The organism is Streptomyces sp. SUK 48 (assembly GCF_009650765.1).
Lineage (GTDB): Bacteria > Actinomycetota > Actinomycetes > Streptomycetales > Streptomycetaceae > Streptomyces.
On the sequence record NZ_CP045740.1, the window covers coordinates 4,747,612 to 4,764,618 of the forward strand.

At 73.2% G+C, this 17,007-nt stretch carries 12 protein-coding genes and 1 pseudogene; 8 read left to right on the plus strand and 5 right to left on the minus strand.

From position 1 onward, the window contains the following. Window positions 1-148 precede the first annotated feature (148 nt). Complete coding sequence (locus GHR20_RS20795) at window positions 149-3,115, minus strand: BTAD domain-containing putative transcriptional regulator (RefSeq protein ID WP_153814042.1); 2,967 nt, start codon at window positions 3,113-3,115, stop codon at window positions 149-151. Window positions 3,116-3,303: 188 nt separating this feature from the next. Between GHR20_RS20795 and GHR20_RS20800 the strand changes: the two genes are divergently transcribed. The 6 genes and pseudogenes from GHR20_RS20800 (at window position 3,304) to GHR20_RS20825 (ending at window position 10,706) form a co-directional block, all read left to right on the plus strand. Further along, complete coding sequence (locus GHR20_RS20800; protein ID WP_111583783.1) at window positions 3,304-4,539, plus strand: amidohydrolase family protein; 1,236 nt, start codon at window positions 3,304-3,306, stop codon at window positions 4,537-4,539. Then, window positions 4,536-5,462, plus strand: a complete 927-nt coding sequence (locus tag GHR20_RS20805; protein WP_243878086.1) for a TIGR03619 family F420-dependent LLM class oxidoreductase — start codon at window positions 4,536-4,538, stop codon at window positions 5,460-5,462. Before GHR20_RS20800 ends, GHR20_RS20805 begins: the two co-directional genes overlap by 4 nt. An 11-nt stretch (window positions 5,463-5,473) precedes the next feature. Continuing rightward, window positions 5,474-6,244, plus strand: a complete 771-nt coding sequence (locus GHR20_RS20810; protein WP_111583781.1) for an SDR family oxidoreductase — start codon at window positions 5,474-5,476, stop codon at window positions 6,242-6,244. Window positions 6,245-6,362: 118 nt separating this feature from the next. Next, complete coding sequence (locus tag GHR20_RS20815; protein ID WP_111583780.1) at window positions 6,363-7,481, plus strand: LLM class flavin-dependent oxidoreductase; 1,119 nt, start codon at window positions 6,363-6,365, stop codon at window positions 7,479-7,481. 14 nt (window positions 7,482-7,495) lie between these two features. Further along, window positions 7,496-9,225 (plus strand): annotated as a pseudogene (locus GHR20_RS20820) (D-aminoacylase). Then, a complete protein-coding gene (locus GHR20_RS20825) occupies window positions 9,222-10,706 on the plus strand; it encodes an aldehyde dehydrogenase family protein (RefSeq protein WP_243878087.1) in 1,485 nt (494 codons plus the stop codon). The pseudogene GHR20_RS20820 and the gene GHR20_RS20825 overlap by 4 nt, the downstream one beginning before the upstream one ends. A 10-nt stretch (window positions 10,707-10,716) precedes the next feature. Here GHR20_RS20825 and GHR20_RS38155 read toward each other — a convergent pair whose 3' ends face one another. The 3 genes from GHR20_RS38155 to GHR20_RS20835 form a co-directional block, all read right to left on the minus strand. Beyond that, complete coding sequence (locus GHR20_RS38155; RefSeq protein ID WP_275549745.1) at window positions 10,717-10,842, minus strand: hypothetical protein; 126 nt, start codon at window positions 10,840-10,842, stop codon at window positions 10,717-10,719. A 209-nt stretch (window positions 10,843-11,051) separates the two neighbouring features. After that, window positions 11,052-11,444: a nitroreductase/quinone reductase family protein gene (locus tag GHR20_RS20830; RefSeq protein WP_153814045.1), complete on the minus strand. Its 393-nt coding sequence runs from the start codon at window positions 11,442-11,444 to the stop codon at window positions 11,052-11,054. Window positions 11,445-11,537: 93 nt separating this feature from the next. After that, entirely contained in the window at window positions 11,538-13,079 is a 1,542-nt protein-coding gene (locus tag GHR20_RS20835; RefSeq protein ID WP_153814046.1) for a CehA/McbA family metallohydrolase, read from the minus strand. 121 nt (window positions 13,080-13,200) lie between these two features. On the opposite strand from GHR20_RS20835, the gene GHR20_RS20840 reads away from it, so the two are divergent. Continuing rightward, complete coding sequence (locus tag GHR20_RS20840) at window positions 13,201-15,789, plus strand: bifunctional FO biosynthesis protein CofGH (RefSeq protein WP_153814047.1); 2,589 nt, start codon at window positions 13,201-13,203, stop codon at window positions 15,787-15,789. A gap of 109 nt (window positions 15,790-15,898) precedes the next feature. Continuing rightward, window positions 15,899-16,465 carry a hypothetical protein gene (locus tag GHR20_RS20845; RefSeq protein ID WP_111583774.1) on the plus strand — a complete coding sequence of 189 codons (567 nt, stop codon included), beginning with the start codon at window positions 15,899-15,901 and terminating at the stop codon, window positions 16,463-16,465. On the opposite strand, the gene GHR20_RS20850 is transcribed toward GHR20_RS20845, so the two are convergent. Beyond that, window positions 16,458-16,985, minus strand: coding sequence for a DUF2165 domain-containing protein (locus tag GHR20_RS20850; RefSeq protein ID WP_111583773.1), 528 nt, complete (start codon window positions 16,983-16,985; stop codon window positions 16,458-16,460). The genes GHR20_RS20845 and GHR20_RS20850 overlap by 8 nt on opposite strands. Window positions 16,986-17,007: the final 22 nt, after the last annotated feature.

Here is a 17,007-nt window from a genome sequence, read left to right on the forward strand (position 1 = left end):
CTGATCGCCCCACCTTAGATCGGTGGTCCGGGCGACCTCACCGGCGGTCCGTCTGCCCCCCGACACGACGGATCGACAAACAAAAGAATGCCGTGCCGCGATAAACGAACGATGAACGCCCCGGGCCGCGCGGCCCGGCGGCCCCGCCTCAGGCCACCGCCGCGCCCTCCAGCAGCGTCCGGACCGAGTCGGCCTCCGGGGAACCGAGCGACTCGTAGATGGACAGCGCCTCCTGCCAGCACACCCGCGCCCGCCCCGACTGCCCTATGCCGTCCAGCGCCCGGCCGAGCACGGTGAGCACATTGCCGCGCCGCCACTCGCCGCCGATCCCGCGCAGCACCGTGAGCGCGGCCTCCGCGTTCGCCGACGCCTGGGCGGGCCGCTCGGCCGTGAGATCGAGCTCGGCGAGCCGGAACAGTGTCATGCCCTCCCACAGCCGCTGACGGCTCTCCCGGAAGACCCGCAGCGCCTCCCGCAGCCGTTCGGCGGCCTCCTGATGGCGGCCGTTCTGGGTCAGGGCCATGCCGAGCGCGTAGCGGCCGTTGGCGTTCTTCACCGCGTGCCCCAGGGTCTCGTACATGTCGACGCCCTGCTGCGCCAGTTCCACCGCGCTGTGCGGCCGGCCGGTCACCACATGGATGCGGGAGAGGTTGCACAGCACGCTCGCCTCCCCGGCCCGGTCCGCGCAGTCCCGGAAGTCCGCGAGCGCCTGCTTGAGGTGCTCCTCGGCGTCCTCGTACCGGCGCTGGTAGAAGGCCATGGCGCCCCGGATGTTGGCCGCCCAGCAGCGGGCCAGCGGATCGCTGCACGAGGCCCCGAGCCGCAGCGACTCCTGCGCCGACTCGTCGGCCTCCGTGAACCGGCCCGACAACTGGTGGGCGTTGGCCAGCACGACCGACGCCCGCACCTGCGCGGGACCGTCCCCGCTGGAGCGGGCCGCGTCCAGCAGGGCGAGCGCGGCGGCGTCGTACTCCCGGGAGTTGGCACCGGACTCGGTCAGGTCGACGGCGGTCCACAGCAGGTCGATGGCGCGCGGCAGCGTGCCCGCGCCCGCGAACTGGCGCACGCACGCGAGCAGCGAGACCGCCTCCGCGTACAGCCAGTCCTGCGCCTGGTGCCGGTCCTCGAAGCGGAGTCCGGGGTAGACGGTCGGCCGCAGATGGTCCACCACCCGGTCCCCGGGCCGCTCCATGGCGTACACCTGCGCCGCCGTCGCCAGATAGAAGTCCAGCAGCCGCGACATGGCCGACCCCCGCTCGCTCGGCGGCTGCTCGTCGCGTTCCGCGCAGGCGCGGGCGTAGAGGCGGACCAGGTCGTGGAAGCGGTAGCGGCCGGGGGCGGCGGACTCCAGGAGGGAGGTGTCGACGAGGGATTCGAGGAGGTCCTCCGCGGCCTCCAGGGGGAGATCGAGGACCGCGGCCGCGGCGGCCACGGAGATGTCCGGGCCGTCGGCGAGGCCGAGGAGGCGGAAGGCACGGGCCTGGGCGCGGTCGAGCTGGCCGTAGCCGAGCTCGAAGGTCGCCTTCACCGCGAGGTCCCCGGCCTGGAGTTCGTCCAGGCGGCGCCGCTCGTCGGCGAGCTTCGCGGCGAGCACCGAGACCGTCCAGGTGCGCCGCGCCGCGAGGCGGGACGCGGCGATGCGGATGGCGAGCGGCAGGAAGCCGCACGCGGCGACGACATCGAGCGCGGCGTCCCGCTCGGGGGTCACCCGGTCCGCGCCGACGATCCGGGTGAACAGCGCGAGCGCCTCGTCGGGGGACATCACGTCGAGGTCCACCAGATGCGCCCCGGCCAGCCCCACCATCCGCACCCGGGACGTGACCAGCGCCGCGCACCCCTCGGTGCCCGGCAGCAGCGGCCGGACCTGCGCCGCGTCCTTCGCGTTGTCGAGCAGGACGAGGACCCGGCGGCCGTCGAGGACGGAGCGGTACAGCGCCGCCCGCTCCTCCAGGGAGTCCGGGATCGCCGAGTCCGCGGTGCCGAGGGCGCGCAGGAAGGAGCCGAGGACGGTCTCCGGTTCGGCGGGGCGGGGTCCCGCGCCCTGGAGGTCGACGTAGAGCTGCCCGTCCGGGAAGGAGGTCCGGGCCCGGTGCGCCACATGCACCGCGAGGGTCGTCTTGCCGACGCCCCCGATCCCCGCCATCGCGGAGACCGCCATCACGCTGCCCTCGGTCTCCACGGCCGACGCCAGCACCGCGCTGAGCTCGTCCACGAAGGCGGAGCGGCCGGTGAAGTCCGGTACGGACGCGGGCAGCTGGGCCGGGCGCACCGGCGCCGCGGGCGGCTCCGCGACCGGCGCGGAGGGCTCCGCGAGGGCCGGGTCGGCCCGCAGGATGCGCTGCTGGAGCTCGCGCAGCCCGGAGCGCGGGTCGACGCCCAGTTCCTCGGCGAGCAGCCGGCGGGTGTCCGCGTACACGGCCAGCGCCTCCGCCTGCCGTCCGCTGCGGTACAGCGCCAGCATCAGCAGCTCGCGCAGCCGCTCCCGCAGGGGGTGCGCGGCGGTGAGCGCCGTCAGCTCGGACACCGCCTCCGCGTGGCAGCCCTGCTCCAGGTCCATGTCCAGACGGGACTCCAGCAGGCCGAGCCGCCACTCCTCCAGGCGCACCCGCTGCGTCTCCGCGTAGGGTCCGGGCACCCCGGCCAGGGGCTCGCCGTCCCACAGGTCCAGCGCCTCGTTGAGCAGCGCGCGGGCCCGGGTCAGATCCCCGGTGCCGCGCGCCTTCTCCGCCTCCGCGCCGAGGTCCTGCGCCTGTACGAGGTCCAGCGCGCCCTCCCCGAGCCCGCGCACCGCGTACCCGCCGGACTCGCTCACCAGCACACCGAAGTCCAGGACCTTGCGCAGCCGGGACGCGTACGTGCGCACGGCCGCCAGCGCCTGCGACGGCGGTTCGGGCCCCCACAGCGCGTCGATCAGCTCCGCCGCCGTGGCCGTACGGCCCTCGCGCAGCAGCAGGGCGGCCAGCAGGGCCCGCTGCTGGGGGGAGCCCGTGTTCAGGACTTCCTCGCCGCGCCAGGCCCGCACCGGACCGAGCACGCCGAACCGCAGCGCCTCCGGTTCCGCGTTTCTCGCGGAGCCGGGACGCCGCTGCTCAGGCACTCGCGGCCGACCGTCCATGCGTTCGCCCCCTAGGCATCACAGACAACCCCGTCAGTTTGCCTTGTTCCGGGTGGTTGCGTCAGCCGTGCGAGACGCCGATCACAGACCGCCGGGCGGCAGTCCACAAACCCCACACACGCTCTTCGCACACACAGGGGCCCTCCTATGAGCTGACGGTCCGTCAGATCAGCGCTACCGTGGGCGTCATGGACACCCACGCGAGCACGTTTCCGCTGATCATCTCCGTGGACGACCACACCGTGGAGCCCGCGGGCGTCTGGCGGGACCGGCTGCCGGCGCGCCACCGGGACGCGGCCCCCCGTATCGTGCGCGCCCCGCTCAAGGAGATGACCTTCCTCGGCGGCCGCTTCCGGCCGGTCATGGGCGAGCCCGGCGACGAGGGGCCGCTCGGCGACTGGTGGGTCTACGAGGACCTGCGCCGCCCCCTCACCCGTCTCGACACCGCCGTCGGGGTGGACCGCGACGAGGTCAGGCTGGAGGTCATCACCTACGAGCAGATGCGCCCGGGCTCGTACGACGTCCCCGCGCGCCTCGCCGACATGGACGTCAACCACGTCCAGTCCGCGCTGTGTTTCCCCACCTTCCCCCGCTTCTGCGGCCAGACCTTCACCGAGGCCCGCGACCGCGAACTCGCCCTGCTCTGCGTGCGCGCCTACAACGACTGGATGGTGGAGGAGTGGTGCGGGCCCGCCGCGCGCGGCCGGCTGATACCGCTCACGCTCATCCCCCTGTGGGACCCGGAGCTGGCCGCCGCCGAGGTGCGGCGCAACGCGGCGCGCGGGGTGCGGGCCGTCGCCTTCTCCGAGATCCCCCCGCACCTCGGCCTGCCCTCCGTGCACACCGACGCCTGGGACCCCTTCCTCGCCGCCTGCGACGAGACCGGCACGGTCGTGGCCATGCACATCGGTTCCAGCAGCCGGATGCCGTCCACCTCCGCCGACGCCCCGCCCGCCGTCGGCTCCGTCATCACCTTCGCCAACTGCTGCTTCTCCATGGTGGACTGGCTGATGAGCGGCAAGTTCGAGCGCTTCCCGAATCTGAGGGTGATGTACGCCGAGGGCCAGATCGGCTGGATTCCGTACATCCTGGAGCGCGCCGACGTGGTGTGGGAGGAGAACCGCGGCTGGGGCGGGGTCGCCGACAAGGTCACCCGGCCGCCGTCCGAGCTGTTCGCCGGGCATGTGTACGGCTGCTTCTTCGACGACGCCTTCGGGCTGCGCAACCTGGAGTCCATCGGCCTCGGCAACGTCCTGTACGAGACCGACTACCCGCACTCCGACTCCACCTGGCCCAAGTCCCGCGAGGTCGGCGAGGCCCAGATGGGGCACCTCCCGGCAAAGGTGGTGGAACGGATCGTGCGGGGCAACGCGATCGAGCTGCTGGAGCTGACCCCGGACGGCCTGTGGCAGGGGCCCGCGTGAGCCTCGCCTACGGCATCCAGCTGCCGGTGCAGTCGCAGAGCACCCTGTACGCGGAGGCGTGGGAGGCCGGGGCCGGGCCCGCCGATCTGGTGGCGGTCGCCCGGGCCGCCGACCGCGCCGGCTTCGCCTACCTGGCCTGCTGCGACCATGTGGCCGTCCCGCGCCGCCTCGCCCCGGCCATGGGCACGGTCTGGTACGACCCCGTCGCCACCCTCGCCCACCTCGCCGCCGTCACCGAACGCGTCCGGCTGCTCAGCCATGTCGCCGTGGTGGGCCTGCGCCACCCCCTGCTCACCGCCAAGCAGTACGCCACCCTCGACCACCTCAGCGGCGGCCGGCTGATCCTCGGGGTGGGCGCCGGGCACGTGCGGGAGGAATTCGACGCCGTGGGCGCGGAGTTCGAGCGGCGCGGGGCGGTCCTGGACGAGACGATCGACGCGCTGCGGGCCGCGCTCGGACCCGAGGAGTACCCCGAACACCACGGCAAACGCTACGACTTCGCCGATCTCGGCCAGCGCCCCCGCCCGGCCCAGCGCCGGGTGCCCCTCTGGGTCGGCGGCTCGTCCCCCGCCGCCGTACGCCGGGCCGCGCTGAAGGCGGACGGCTGGCTGCCGCAGGGGGACCCGCGCGGCCGGCTGCCCGGACAGCTCGACCGCATCCGCCGGCTGCGCGAGGAGGCCGGACTGGACGGTGGCTTCACCATCGGCGCGATCACCGAGGCGCTGTACGTGGGCGAGCCCGGCTGGGACGTCGGCCCGCGCACCCTCACCGGGGCGCCCGAGGAGATCGCCGGGTCGCTGCGGGCGTACCCGGCGCTGGGCGTGGACCAGATCCAGGTGCGGTTCCGCGGCCGGAGCCGCGCCGAACTCATCGACCAGATCGGCGCGTTCGGGGACACCGTCGCGCCGCTGCTCACCGGCTGACGAGGAGCGTCATGGGCAAACTGGACGGGCGGGTCGTCGTCGTCACCGGCGCGGCGCGCGGGCAGGGCGAGCAGGAGGCGCGGCTCTTCCGGGCCGAGGGCGCGCGGGTGGTCGTCGCGGATGTGCTGGACGGCCAGGGGGAGGCGCTGGCCGAGGAGATCGGGGCGCGCTACGTCCACCTGGACGTCGGCTCCGAGGACGGCTGGCGGGCGGCCGTCGCGGCGGCCAAGGAGGCGTACGGGAGGATCGACGGGCTGGTCAACAACGCGGGCATCCTGCGTTTCAACGCCCTCGTGGACACCCCGCTGGACGAGTTCATGCAGGTGGTCCAGGTCAACCAGGTGGGCTGCTTCCTGGGCATCAAGACGGTGGCGCCGGAGCTGGCGGAGGGCGGCACCATCGTCAACACCGCGTCCTACACGGCGCTGACCGGCATGGCGGCCGTGGGCACGTACGCCGCGACCAAGCACGCCATCCTGGGGCTGACCCGGGTGGCCGCGCTGGAGCTGGCCGGCCGGCGGATACGGGTCAACGCCATCTGCCCGGGCGCCATCGACACCCCCATGTCCAACCCGGCCCGCCTGGACCCGGACGCCGACCCGGAGGAGCTGAACCGGGCGCTGGACGAGCTGTACCGCAAGCTGGTGCCGCTCGGCCGGGTGGGCCGGCCCGAGGAGGTGGCCCGCCTCGCGCTCTTCCTCACCTCGGACGACTCCTCGTACATCACCGGACAGCCCTTCGTGATCGACGGGGGCTGGCTGGCGGGCGTCGGCCTCGCCTGACCGACCTGCCCGATGAGCCGTCGTCTATTGACGGCCGCGATGGCCGGTGCGACAGTCGGCCTCGATCTGACGGAGCGTCAGATCGCACATCACCTCACCCCTGGGACGGTGAACCGCCGTGGAATTCGGGCTCTTTGTACAGGGATACGTCGGCAAGCGCGCCGAGACCGACCCGCTCGCCGAGCACAAGGCGCTGATGGAGGAGACCGAGTACGTCATCCAGGCGGACCGGTCCGGCTTCAAGTACGCGTGGGCCTCCGAGCACCACTTCCTGGAGGAGTACTCCCACCTCTCCGCCAATGACGTGTTCCTGGGCTACCTGGCGCACGCCACCGACCGCATCCACCTCGGCTCCGGGATCTTCAACCCGCTCGCGCCGGTCAACCACCCGGTGAAGGTCGCCGAGAAGGTCGCCATGCTCGACCATCTCACCGAGGGGCGCTTCGAGTTCGGTAGCGGGCGGGGCGCCGGCAGCCACGAGATCCTCGGCTTCCTGCCCGGCATCACCGACATGAACCACACCAAGGAGATCTGGGAGGAGACGATCGCCGAGTTCCCGAAGATGTGGCTCCAGGACGAGTACGAGGGCTTCCAGGGCAAGCACTGGCAGCTCCCGCCGCGCAAGATCCTGCCGAAGCCGTACGGGACGTCGCACCCGGCGATGTGGTACGCGGCCGGGTCCCCGGCGTCGTACGCCATGGCCGCGAAGAAGGGCCTCGGCGTGCTCGGCTTCAGCATCCAGAAGGTCGCCGACATGGAGTGGGTGCTGGAGCAGTACAAGACGGCGGTCGTGGACGCCGAGCCGGTGGGGGAGTTCGTCAACGACAACGTGATGGTGACGACGACGGCGATCTGCGCGCCGACCCACGCGGAGGCCATCGAGATCGCGGTGAACGGCGGGCTGCACTATCTGCCCTCGCTGGTCTTCCGCTACCACGACACGTTCCCGCGCCCTGAGGGCTTCCCCGTGTGGCCCGAGACGCTGCCCCCGTACACCCCGGAGTTCGTGGAGCTGCTGATCGAGGAGGAGCTGCTGATCTGCGGCGACCCCTCGGAGGTGCGGCGGCAGTGCGAGCGGTGGCGGCAGGCGGGCGCGGACCAGCTCAGCTTCGGGCTGCCGGTGGGGGTGCCGAAGGAGGAGACGCTCCAGACGATCAGGCTGATCGGCGAGCACGTGATCCCGGAGATCGACACGGACCCGGTGCACCGGACGTCGCGGTTCCGGCAGGCGGTCTGAGGGGGCCCGGAAGCATGCTCGATCACCTCATCAAGGACGTCACCGTCGTCGACGGCACCGGCGGCCCCGCCTACGTGGCCGACGTCGGCATCCGCGACGGCCGGATCGCCGCCCTCGGCCGGATCGACGCCGAGGCCCGCACCGGCGAGGACGCCCGGGGGCTCGTACTCACCCCGGGGTTCGTCGATCCGCACACCCACTACGACGCCCAGCTGTTCTGGGACCCGTACGCGACGCCCTCCCTCAGCCACGGGGTGACGACCGTGGCCGCCGGGAACTGCGGGTTCACGCTCGCGCCGCTGCACCCCGGCCGCCCCGAGGACGCCGACTACACCCGGCGGATGCTGTCCAGGGTGGAGGGCATGTCCCTGGTCGCGCTGGAGCAGGGCGCGCCCTGGAACTGGCACACCTTCGGGACTACCTCGACGCCCTGGAGGGACGGACGGCCGTCAACGTCGGTTTCATGGTGGGGCATTGCGCCCTGCGCCGGTACGTGATGGGCCCGGACGCCGTGGGCGGGCAGCCGGACGAGGAGCAACTGGCCGCGATGGTACGGCTGCTGCGCGAGGCCATGGACGCCGGCGCCTGGGGGCTCTCGACCACGCAGTCCCGTACGCACTCCGACGGGGACGGCCGTCCGGTCGCCTCCCGGCACGCGCGGCCCGCGGAACTGCTCGCGCTCTCCCGGGCCGTGGGCGAGCACGAGGGCACCCAGATCGAGGCGATCGTCGCCGGCTGCCTCGACCAGTTCAGCGACGCCGAGATCGACCTGCTGACCGAGATGAGCGCGGCCGCCGGACGCCCCCTGAACTGGAACGTCCTCACCGTCGACGCCGCCGTGCCCGAACGCGTGCCCCGGCAGCTCGGCGCGAGCGAACGGGCCCGGAAGGCGGGCGGCCGGATCGTCGCCCTCACCATGCCGATCCTCACCCCGATGAACATGTCCCTCGGCACCTTCTGCGCCCTCAACCTCATCCCCGGCTGGGGCGAGATCCTCGGGCTCCCGGTCCCCGAACGCATCGGGCGGCTGCGGGACCCCGGCGTCCGGGCCGAACTGCTGCGCCGGGCCCGCTCCAAGGAGGCGGGCGTCTTCCGGCGGCTGGCGGACTTCGGGCGCTACGTCATCGGCGACACCTACAGCGAGGCCAACCAGGGGCTCGGCGGCCGGGTCGTCCGCGACATCGCGGAGGAGCGCGGGCAGGACCCCTTCCACTGCCTGGTGGAGATCTGCGCCGCCGACCGGCTGCGTACGGTCCTGTGGCCGATGCCCACCGACAACGACCCCGCCTCCTGGGCCCTGCGCGCCGAGACCTGGCGGCACGAGGACGTCCTCCTCGGCGGCTCCGACGCGGGCGCCCATCTGGACCGGATGTGCGGGGCGCCGTACACCACCCGCTTCCTCGGGGACTGCCTGCGCGGCCGGAGACTGGTCGGGCTGGAGCAGGCGGTGAAGATGCTGACCGACGACCCGGCGCGGCTGTTCGGGCTGCGCGAGCGCGGGCGGATCCAGCGGGGCTGGCACGCCGACCTCGTCCTGTTCGACCCCGAGCGGATCGACGCGGGGCAGGCCCGGCTGGTGCACGACCTGCCGGGGGACAGCCCCCGCCTGGACGCGCGGGCGATCGGGGTGCGGGCCGTATGGGTCGGCGGGGTGGAGACGATCCGGGACGACGTGGTGAGCGGGGCCGTACCGGGCAGGGTGCTGCGCTCGGGGCGGGACACCCGGACGGTGAGCACCCGGTGAGCGCGCGGCCCGGCACCGGCCAGGGGCCCTTCACGGGCGGCCAGGCGCTCTTCATCGCGGGGGAGTGGACCGAGCCGGACCTGGGCCACTACCCGGTCACCGACCCCGCCACCGAGGAGACCGTCGGCCTCGCCCCCGAAGCCTCGCCCGCGCAGGTCCTGGCGGCCTGCGCGGCGGCCCGGACGGCGTTCGGGCCCTGGTCGCGGATGCGCCCCGAGGAGCGGGCGGCGCTGCTCGGGCGGGCGGCGGAGATCATCCGGGCACGCCTGGTGCCGTACGCCGACCTGGCCCGCGCCGAGACGGGGGCCACCACGGCCACCGCCCGCGCCCTCCAGGTAGGGGTGGCCGCCGCTCGCTTCTGCCGCTACGCCCGGGTGGAGCCCGCCGAGTGGCCCGTCCCGCCGCAGCTCAACGCGGCCGGGCCGATGGGCGGGGCGGCCGTCATGAGCGCGCTGGCGGTACGGCAGCCCGTGGGCGTCGTCACCTGCGTCACCTCCTACAACAACCCCTGGGCCAACCCGGCGGGCAAGATCGCGCCCGCCCTGGCCATGGGCAACACGGTCGTGGTCAAACCCGCCCCGCAGGACCCGCTGTCCGTCTACCGGATGGCCGAGGCGCTGGCGGAGGCCGGGGTGCCGCGCGGGGTGGTGAACGTCGTCTCCGGCCGTGCCACCGCGGTCGGCGAGGCGGCGGTGGCCTCGCCCGACGTCGACATGGTCAGCTTCACCGGCTCCACCGCCGTCGGCCGGCGCATCGCCGAGGTGTGCGGCCGGGACATGAAGCGCCAGCTGATGGAACTGGGCGGCAAGGGGGCCGCGCTGGTGTTCGCCGACGCCGACCTCTCCGCCGCCGTCGCGGGCATCGGCAGCACCTTCTCCTTCTACAGCGGCCAGATCTGTACGGCCCCCACCCGGGTACTGGCCCAGCGCCCGGTGTACGACCGGCTGGTCGAGCAACTGGGCGCCTACGCCCGCCGCTTGACGGTCGGCGACCCCCGCGACCCGGCCACGGTCGTCGGCCCGCTCATCTCCGCCGAGCACCGGGCGCGCGTGGAGTCGTACGTCGAACTGGGCCGGAAGGAGGGCGCGACGCTCGTCACCGGCGGCGAACGCCCGTCCCTGGAGCGGGGGTTCTACGTCTCCCCGGCCCTCCTCACGGACTGCACGAGCGACATGCGGGTGGCCCGGGAGGAGATCTTCGGCCCGGTGGTCTGCGTGCTCCCCTTCGACGACGAGGAGGAGGGCATCGCCCTGGCCGACGACTCCGACTACGGGCTCATCGACTACGTCTGGTCCGCCGATGTCGCCCGCGCCTTCCGCGTCGCCCGCCGGCTGCGCGCCGGAGGGGTCGGCATCAACACCGTCGCCCGCAACATGGAGGCCCCCTTCGGCGGCTTCAAACGGAGCGGGGTCGGCCGCGACGTGGGGGTGTACGCCCTGCACGCGTACAGCGAGGTGCAGTCGATCGTCTGGCCGGGGTGAGGCGGGGCGGTCACTGGGTGAAGAAGGAGGCCGGGTGCCGGAGATCGGCGGCGCAGACGAACAGGCTCCCGTGACCGCCCCGGCCCACGGTCATCCCGACCGGCTCACGGGCCGGGTCCTCGGCCCCGTCCGCCAACTCCCGCCCGCGTTCCTCCAGCGGGCAAAACCGGTGCGGCGCACCGTCTGGCCCCCACGAGCCCAGCGACCACTCGGCCGTGTCGAACTGGAGGAACAGCTCCAGCGGTGCCCGGCACGTCCGCCGGTTCGGCCGGGTCCGCGCGGGTGCCGTCGGGCCGGCCCGCCGGTCCGGGAAGACTTGGCCGCCAGTCCCGGGGAGCGCCGTCGTCAGTCCGTCAGGTCCACCCGGATCGTCAGCAGATCCGTGCCGAGGGCCTGTACCGCCGTGCTGTTGAGCCGGGGCAGCCCCCGCAGCCGGGCCCGCGGGTCGTCGTCCGGCAGCAGATGGGCGGTGCCCTGGTGCCACCGCCCGGCGATCCGCACCCGCACCCTGGGGTCGGCCTCGATGTTGCGCACGTACTGCGACCTGTGCCCGAACTCCGACACCAGCCAGAACGCCCCGCCGACCCGCCGTCCGCCCACCGGGGTCCGCCGCGGCACCCCGGACACCCGCCCGGTCGTCTCCAGCACGGTCTGCAACGGGAGCCGCCGCATCAGCGGATTGAGCCGGCGCTGGATACCGGTCACGATGCGGTGCTTGCGGTCTGCTCGGCCGGTCATGGCTCCTGAACCTCCTGCGGAATCCTGCGGGACGGCCATCGCCCAGCCCAGGATGCCGCAACCGGCCGCCCCGCCGGCGCCGGAAGCGCCGTGTCAGGAAGCCCCGAGGAAGACCGGGTTGGTGAACGCCGCCAGCGCCCCCGGTACCGGCCCCGCCGCCGTCTCGTGGCGGACCTCGGCGCGTACGTACGCCGCGTAGGAGGGGGTCGTACGCCATTCGACCGTGCCCGCGCCCGACACCGGCAGCGGGTCGCTCGTGTACAGGGTGCCCTCGTCGGTGACGAGGCGGAGGGTGCAGCGGGGCGCGCCGGTGACGGCGAGGCGGACGGTCACCGGGGCGTCCGCGGGCAGCGCCAGCCGCTCCCCGATGCCCGCCTGCCGCCCCCGCCCGCCCGTGGCGGTGAGGGAGACGGTGACGTGCTGGGACTCGGCGACGTAGGAGCGGCCCGCGCGGATGCCCTCCTGGATGGCCCGTCGGCTCAGCTCGTCGGCGAGGACGACGGTCTGGGGGAGGCCGACCGCGTCCGGGTCGCGGTGGGCGTCGCTGTTGCCCATCGCCGGGAGCCAGGGGCGGCCCTGCCGTACGGCGGCGACCAGGAGGTTGTCCCACTCGGCGAGGGTGACCTCGTCGTCGGGCGTGTAGGGGCCGTTCCACACCTCCACGGCGTCCGCCTCGGCGAAGCCGAACTTCCAGCCGCAGCCGACGCAGGTGGCGTGCGGATGGGCCGGTACGACCAGACCCCCGGCGCGCCGGATGTCACGGGCGAAGCGGGCCCAGCGGTTGTCGCGGGCACGGTAGCGCCAGTCCACGAAGGTGCCGGGCTCGGTGCCGAGCGCCACCACATGCCCGTTGCGGGTGGTGATCTCCTCGCCGAGCATGATCAGCAGATCGTCGCCGGCCTCGTCCGCCCAGTGCCCGTGGGACGTATGGGTGTTGTGGTCCGAGGAGTTGATGAAGTCCAGGCCCGCCGCCCGCGCGAGGGCCGCGATCTCGGCGGGGGTGCGGCGGCCGTCGGAGTACCAGGAGTGCAGATGGCAGTCGCCCCGGTACCAGGCCCGGCCCCGGCCCCTGGCCCGGGAGGGCGGGTACACCGGGCGGGGGGTCTCGCCGGGTTCGCCATAGGTCAGGGTGATCGTCAGCTCGTACGACAGTCCCTGCGGAGCCACCGTGTAGGGGCCCAGCGCGATGTGCCAGGTGCCCGCCCGCACCGGCCCCGGCACATAGCCCGGGGTCGCGTCGTCGGCCCGTACGAAGAACTCCGTGCGGGCGCCGCCCGACCAGCCCCTGAAGCCCCTGCCGCCCAGCTCGGTGCCGTGCTGGTCGAAGAGGCCGATGTCGAGCGCGTTGCCCTGGGTGCCGGCCGGGACCGAGGGCCGGTCGTAGCTGTAGGAGACCTTGAACTCCCGTACACCGGGCGGCACTTCGACGGGTACGTACACGAAGTCGGGGGCGCCGGGCGGCAGGGTGCCCCGCACCGTCTGCGTCTCCTGGCCCTGTTCCTGGCCCTGGCCTCGGCCCTGGCCGTCCGCCGCCGCGAAGTTCACGGTTCCCAACGTAAGGGCAGCGGCGGCGCCGGTCACGAACAGCGCGCGCCTGGCGATTCCCCCGGCGTGATCGTGCGTGTCGTCACACATGGCCCTCATTGTGCGGGCCGGACGTGAACTCCCCCAGAAGAAAAGGAGACGGGCTCCCCGCCGTCGCACGGCCGTCCCTCGTCCCCGTCCGTCCTGATCATCCCCTACGTATCGTGGAGGCATGACGACTCCCGCGACTCCCGGACCCGGCCGGCCCACCGAGAACTCCATGCGTCGCGCCCTCAAACGCGCCCGTGACGGCGTCGCCCTCGACACCGCCGAGGCCGCGGTGCTGCTCCAGGCCCGGGGCGAGGACCTGACCGGCCTCGCCGCCTCCGCCGCCCGGGTGCGCGACGCGGGCCTCGAACAGGCGGGCCGTCCCGGCGTCATCACCTACTCCAAGAGCGTCTTCGTCCCGCTGACCCGGCTGTGCCGGGACAAGTGCCACTACTGCACCTTCGTCACCGTCCCCGGCAAGCTCCGCCGCGCCGGGCACGGCATGTTCATGTCCCCGGACGAGGTGCTCGACATCGCCCGCAAGGGCGCCGCGCTCGGCTGCAAGGAAGCCCTGATCACCCTCGGCGACAAGCCCGAGGACCGCTGGCCCGAGGCCCGCGAGTGGCTCGACGCGCACGGCTACGACGACACCATCGCCTACGTCCGCGCCATCTCCATCCGCATCCTGGAGGAGACCGGCCTGCTGCCCCACCTCAACCCGGGCGTCATGAGCTGGACCGACTTCCAGCGCCTGAAGCCGGTCGCGCCCAGCATGGGCATGATGCTGGAGACCACGGCCACCCGCCTGTGGTCCGAGCCCGGCGGCCCGCACCACGGCTCCCCGGACAAGGAACCCGCCGTACGGCTGCGGGTGCTCGAGGACGCCGGCCGCTCCTCCGTCCCCTTCACCTCCGGGCTGTTGATCGGCATCGGCGAGACCTACGAGGAGCGCGCCGAGTCCCTCTTCGCGCTGCGCAAGGTCTCCCGCGCCTACCACGGCATCCAGGAACTGATCATCCAGAACTTCCGCGCCAAGCCGGACACCGCGATGCGCGGCATGCCGGACGCGGAACTGGACGAACTGGTCGCCACCGTCGCCGTCGCCCGGCACATCATGGGCCCCGCCGCCTGCCTCCAGGCCCCGCCGAACCTGGTCGAGGGCGAGTACGAGCGGCTGATCGGCGCCGGCATCGACGACTGGGGCGGGGTGTCGCCCCTGACCATCGACCACGTCAACCCCGAACGCCCCTGGCCGCAGATCGAGGAACTGACGGAGCGGTCCCGCGCGGCCGGCTTCGAGCTGCGCGAACGCCTCTGCGTCTACCCGGAGTTCGTCCGGCGCGGCGAGCCCTGGCTGGACCCCCGGCTGCGCCCGCACGTCGCCGCGCTCGCCGACCCGGAGACCGGCCTGGCCCGCCCCGGCGCCCTCCCCGCCGGTCTGCCCTGGCAGGAACCGGAGGACACCTTCACGCCCACCGGCCGCACCGATCTGCACCGCACCATCGACACCCAGGGCCGTACGACCGACCGCCGTGACGACTACGACGAGGTGTACGGCGACTGGGACGCCCTGCGCGAGGCGGCCGCCCCCGGGATGGCGCCGCAGCGCATCGACACCGATGTGCGCGAGGCGCTGCGCACCGCCGCCGACGACCCCACCCGGCTGACCGACGCCGAGGCCCTCGCCCTCTTCCACGCGGACGGCCCGGCGCTGGACGCGCTGTGCCGGATCGCCGACGACGTGCGCAGGTCGGTGGTGGGCGACGACGTGACGTACATCGTCACCCGGAACATCAACTTCACCAATGTCTGCTACACCGGCTGCCGCTTCTGCGCCTTCGCCCAGCGCCGTACCGACGCCGACGCCTACACCCTGTCCCTGACCCAGGTCGCCGACCGCGCCCAGCAGGCGTGGGACGTCGGCGCGGTCGAGGTCTGCATGCAGGGCGGCATCCACCCCGACCTGCCCGGCACCGCCTACTTCGACATCGCGAAGGCGGTCAAGGAACGCGTCCCCGGCATGCATGTGCACGCCTTCTCCCCGATGGAGGTCGTGAACGGCGCCACCCGCACCGGCATGTCCATCCGGGAGTGGCTGACGGCCGCGCGGGAGGCGGGCCTCGACACCATCCCCGGCACGGCCGCGGAGATCCTGGACGACGAGGTCCGCTGGATCCTCACCAAGGGCAAGCTGCCCGCGGCCACCTGGATCGAGGTCGTGAAGACGGCCCACGAACTGGGCATCCGCTCCTCCTCCACGATGATGTACGGCCATGTCGACCAGCCCCGCCACTGGCTGGGCCACCTGCGCACGCTGGCCGGCATCCAGCGGGAGACCGGCGGCTTCACGGAGTTCGTCACCCTCCCCTTCATCCACACCAACGCGCCGGTCTACCTCGCCGGCATCGCCCGCCCCGGCCCGACCACCCGCGACAACCGCGCGGTGACGGCCATGGCCCGCCTCCTCCTGCACCCCTGGATCCCCAACATCCAGACGAGCTGGGTCAAACTCGGCACCGAGGGCGCGGCGGAGATGCTCCGCTCCGGCGCGAACGACCTGGGCGGCACCCTGATGGAGGAGACGATCTCCCGGATGGCGGGCTCGTCGTACGGCTCGTACAAGTCCGTGCGCGATCTGGTGGCCGTCGCGGAGGCGGCCGGCCGCCCGGCGAAACCGCGGACGACGCTCTACGGCGAGGTGCCGGACGAGCGGCAGCACGCGGCGACGGCCTCCGACGGCCACCTCCCCGAGCTGCTGCCGGTGCTCGACTGAGCACCGGGTACGGGGCGGGACCGAGCGGTACGCGCCACGGGGACGACTGAGTACGATGATCCGACCCCCGGACCGTGTGGGGGACCCATAGCGGAGGAGATGCGTACCCGTGGCTGCCCGACTGCCCTCCTGGGCCTGGGTCTCCGGTCTGACGGTGGGGGCGACCGTGGCCGTCGTCGCCCTCGCCGTGCAGGCGGAGCACGGGCCGCATCCCACGGCCGCGAGCGTGAAGCCGAGCACATCGGCGTCGGCGAGCACCCATGGCTCGGCCGAGCCGAAGCCGCCGGCGGGGCCGCCCGCGCTGCCGGCGGGCTCCGGGGACGGCCGCAGGGTCGTGTACTCGCTCGCGGCGAAGCGGCTGTGGCTGGTCGACGCGACCGGCAAGGAGGTCAGGACGTTCGAGGTGTGGCCGGGCACGGTGCCGCCGGCGCCCGGCCGCTACTCGATCACGCTGCGCACCCAGTCCCTCAAGGGCTCGGACGGCGTGGAGATCGAACACGTCATGTACTTCACGAAGGTGGACGGCGTGAACGTGGCCTTCTCCAACGCCCTGGACGGCGCCTCGCCGCCCCCGGCCGAGGGCAAGAAACTGGGCGGCATCCGCATGCGCAAGCAGGACGGCGCCGCCCTGTGGGCCTTCGGTGATCAGGGCACGAACGTGACGGTGATCAAGTAGTAGGGGCTTCCCTGCCGCTGCCCGGCAGGTGATTGACGATCAACGCCACCCCGCTGAGCAGGAAGACGCGGGTGGCGGAGTCCTCGCCGTTCCACGCCTTCGCCTGCCACATCGCGAACCACTCACCGCCGATCGCGATGAATCCGGCGCCGAACAGCAGCAGGAGCATCAGCAGCCCATAGGTGGAAACGCGCCGTGCGAACGCGTCGTCCCGGCGCGCCACCCACAGGTACGTGCCCCAGACCAGGACCAGCGCGGCCACCGTCTCCCACGCGATGATCAGGACGTAGGCGGTGTCCTGGAGCGCGGTGCTGGTGATCGCGCGCCACATCAGATCGTGGTCCTTGAAGGTGCTGTCCATCGCCAGCACATGCCGTACGAACTGCTGGTTCGTCCCGAAGTCCGTGATGTTGCCGAACGCGACGAGGGCGATGTACAGCGCGAGTATCCCGGTGAGTACACCGGCGGCCAGCCCGTGACTGGAGAGTCTGGAGCGCCGCGTGGGGTCGGTGGTGGTCATGGCTGGATTCTCCCCTGGCGGA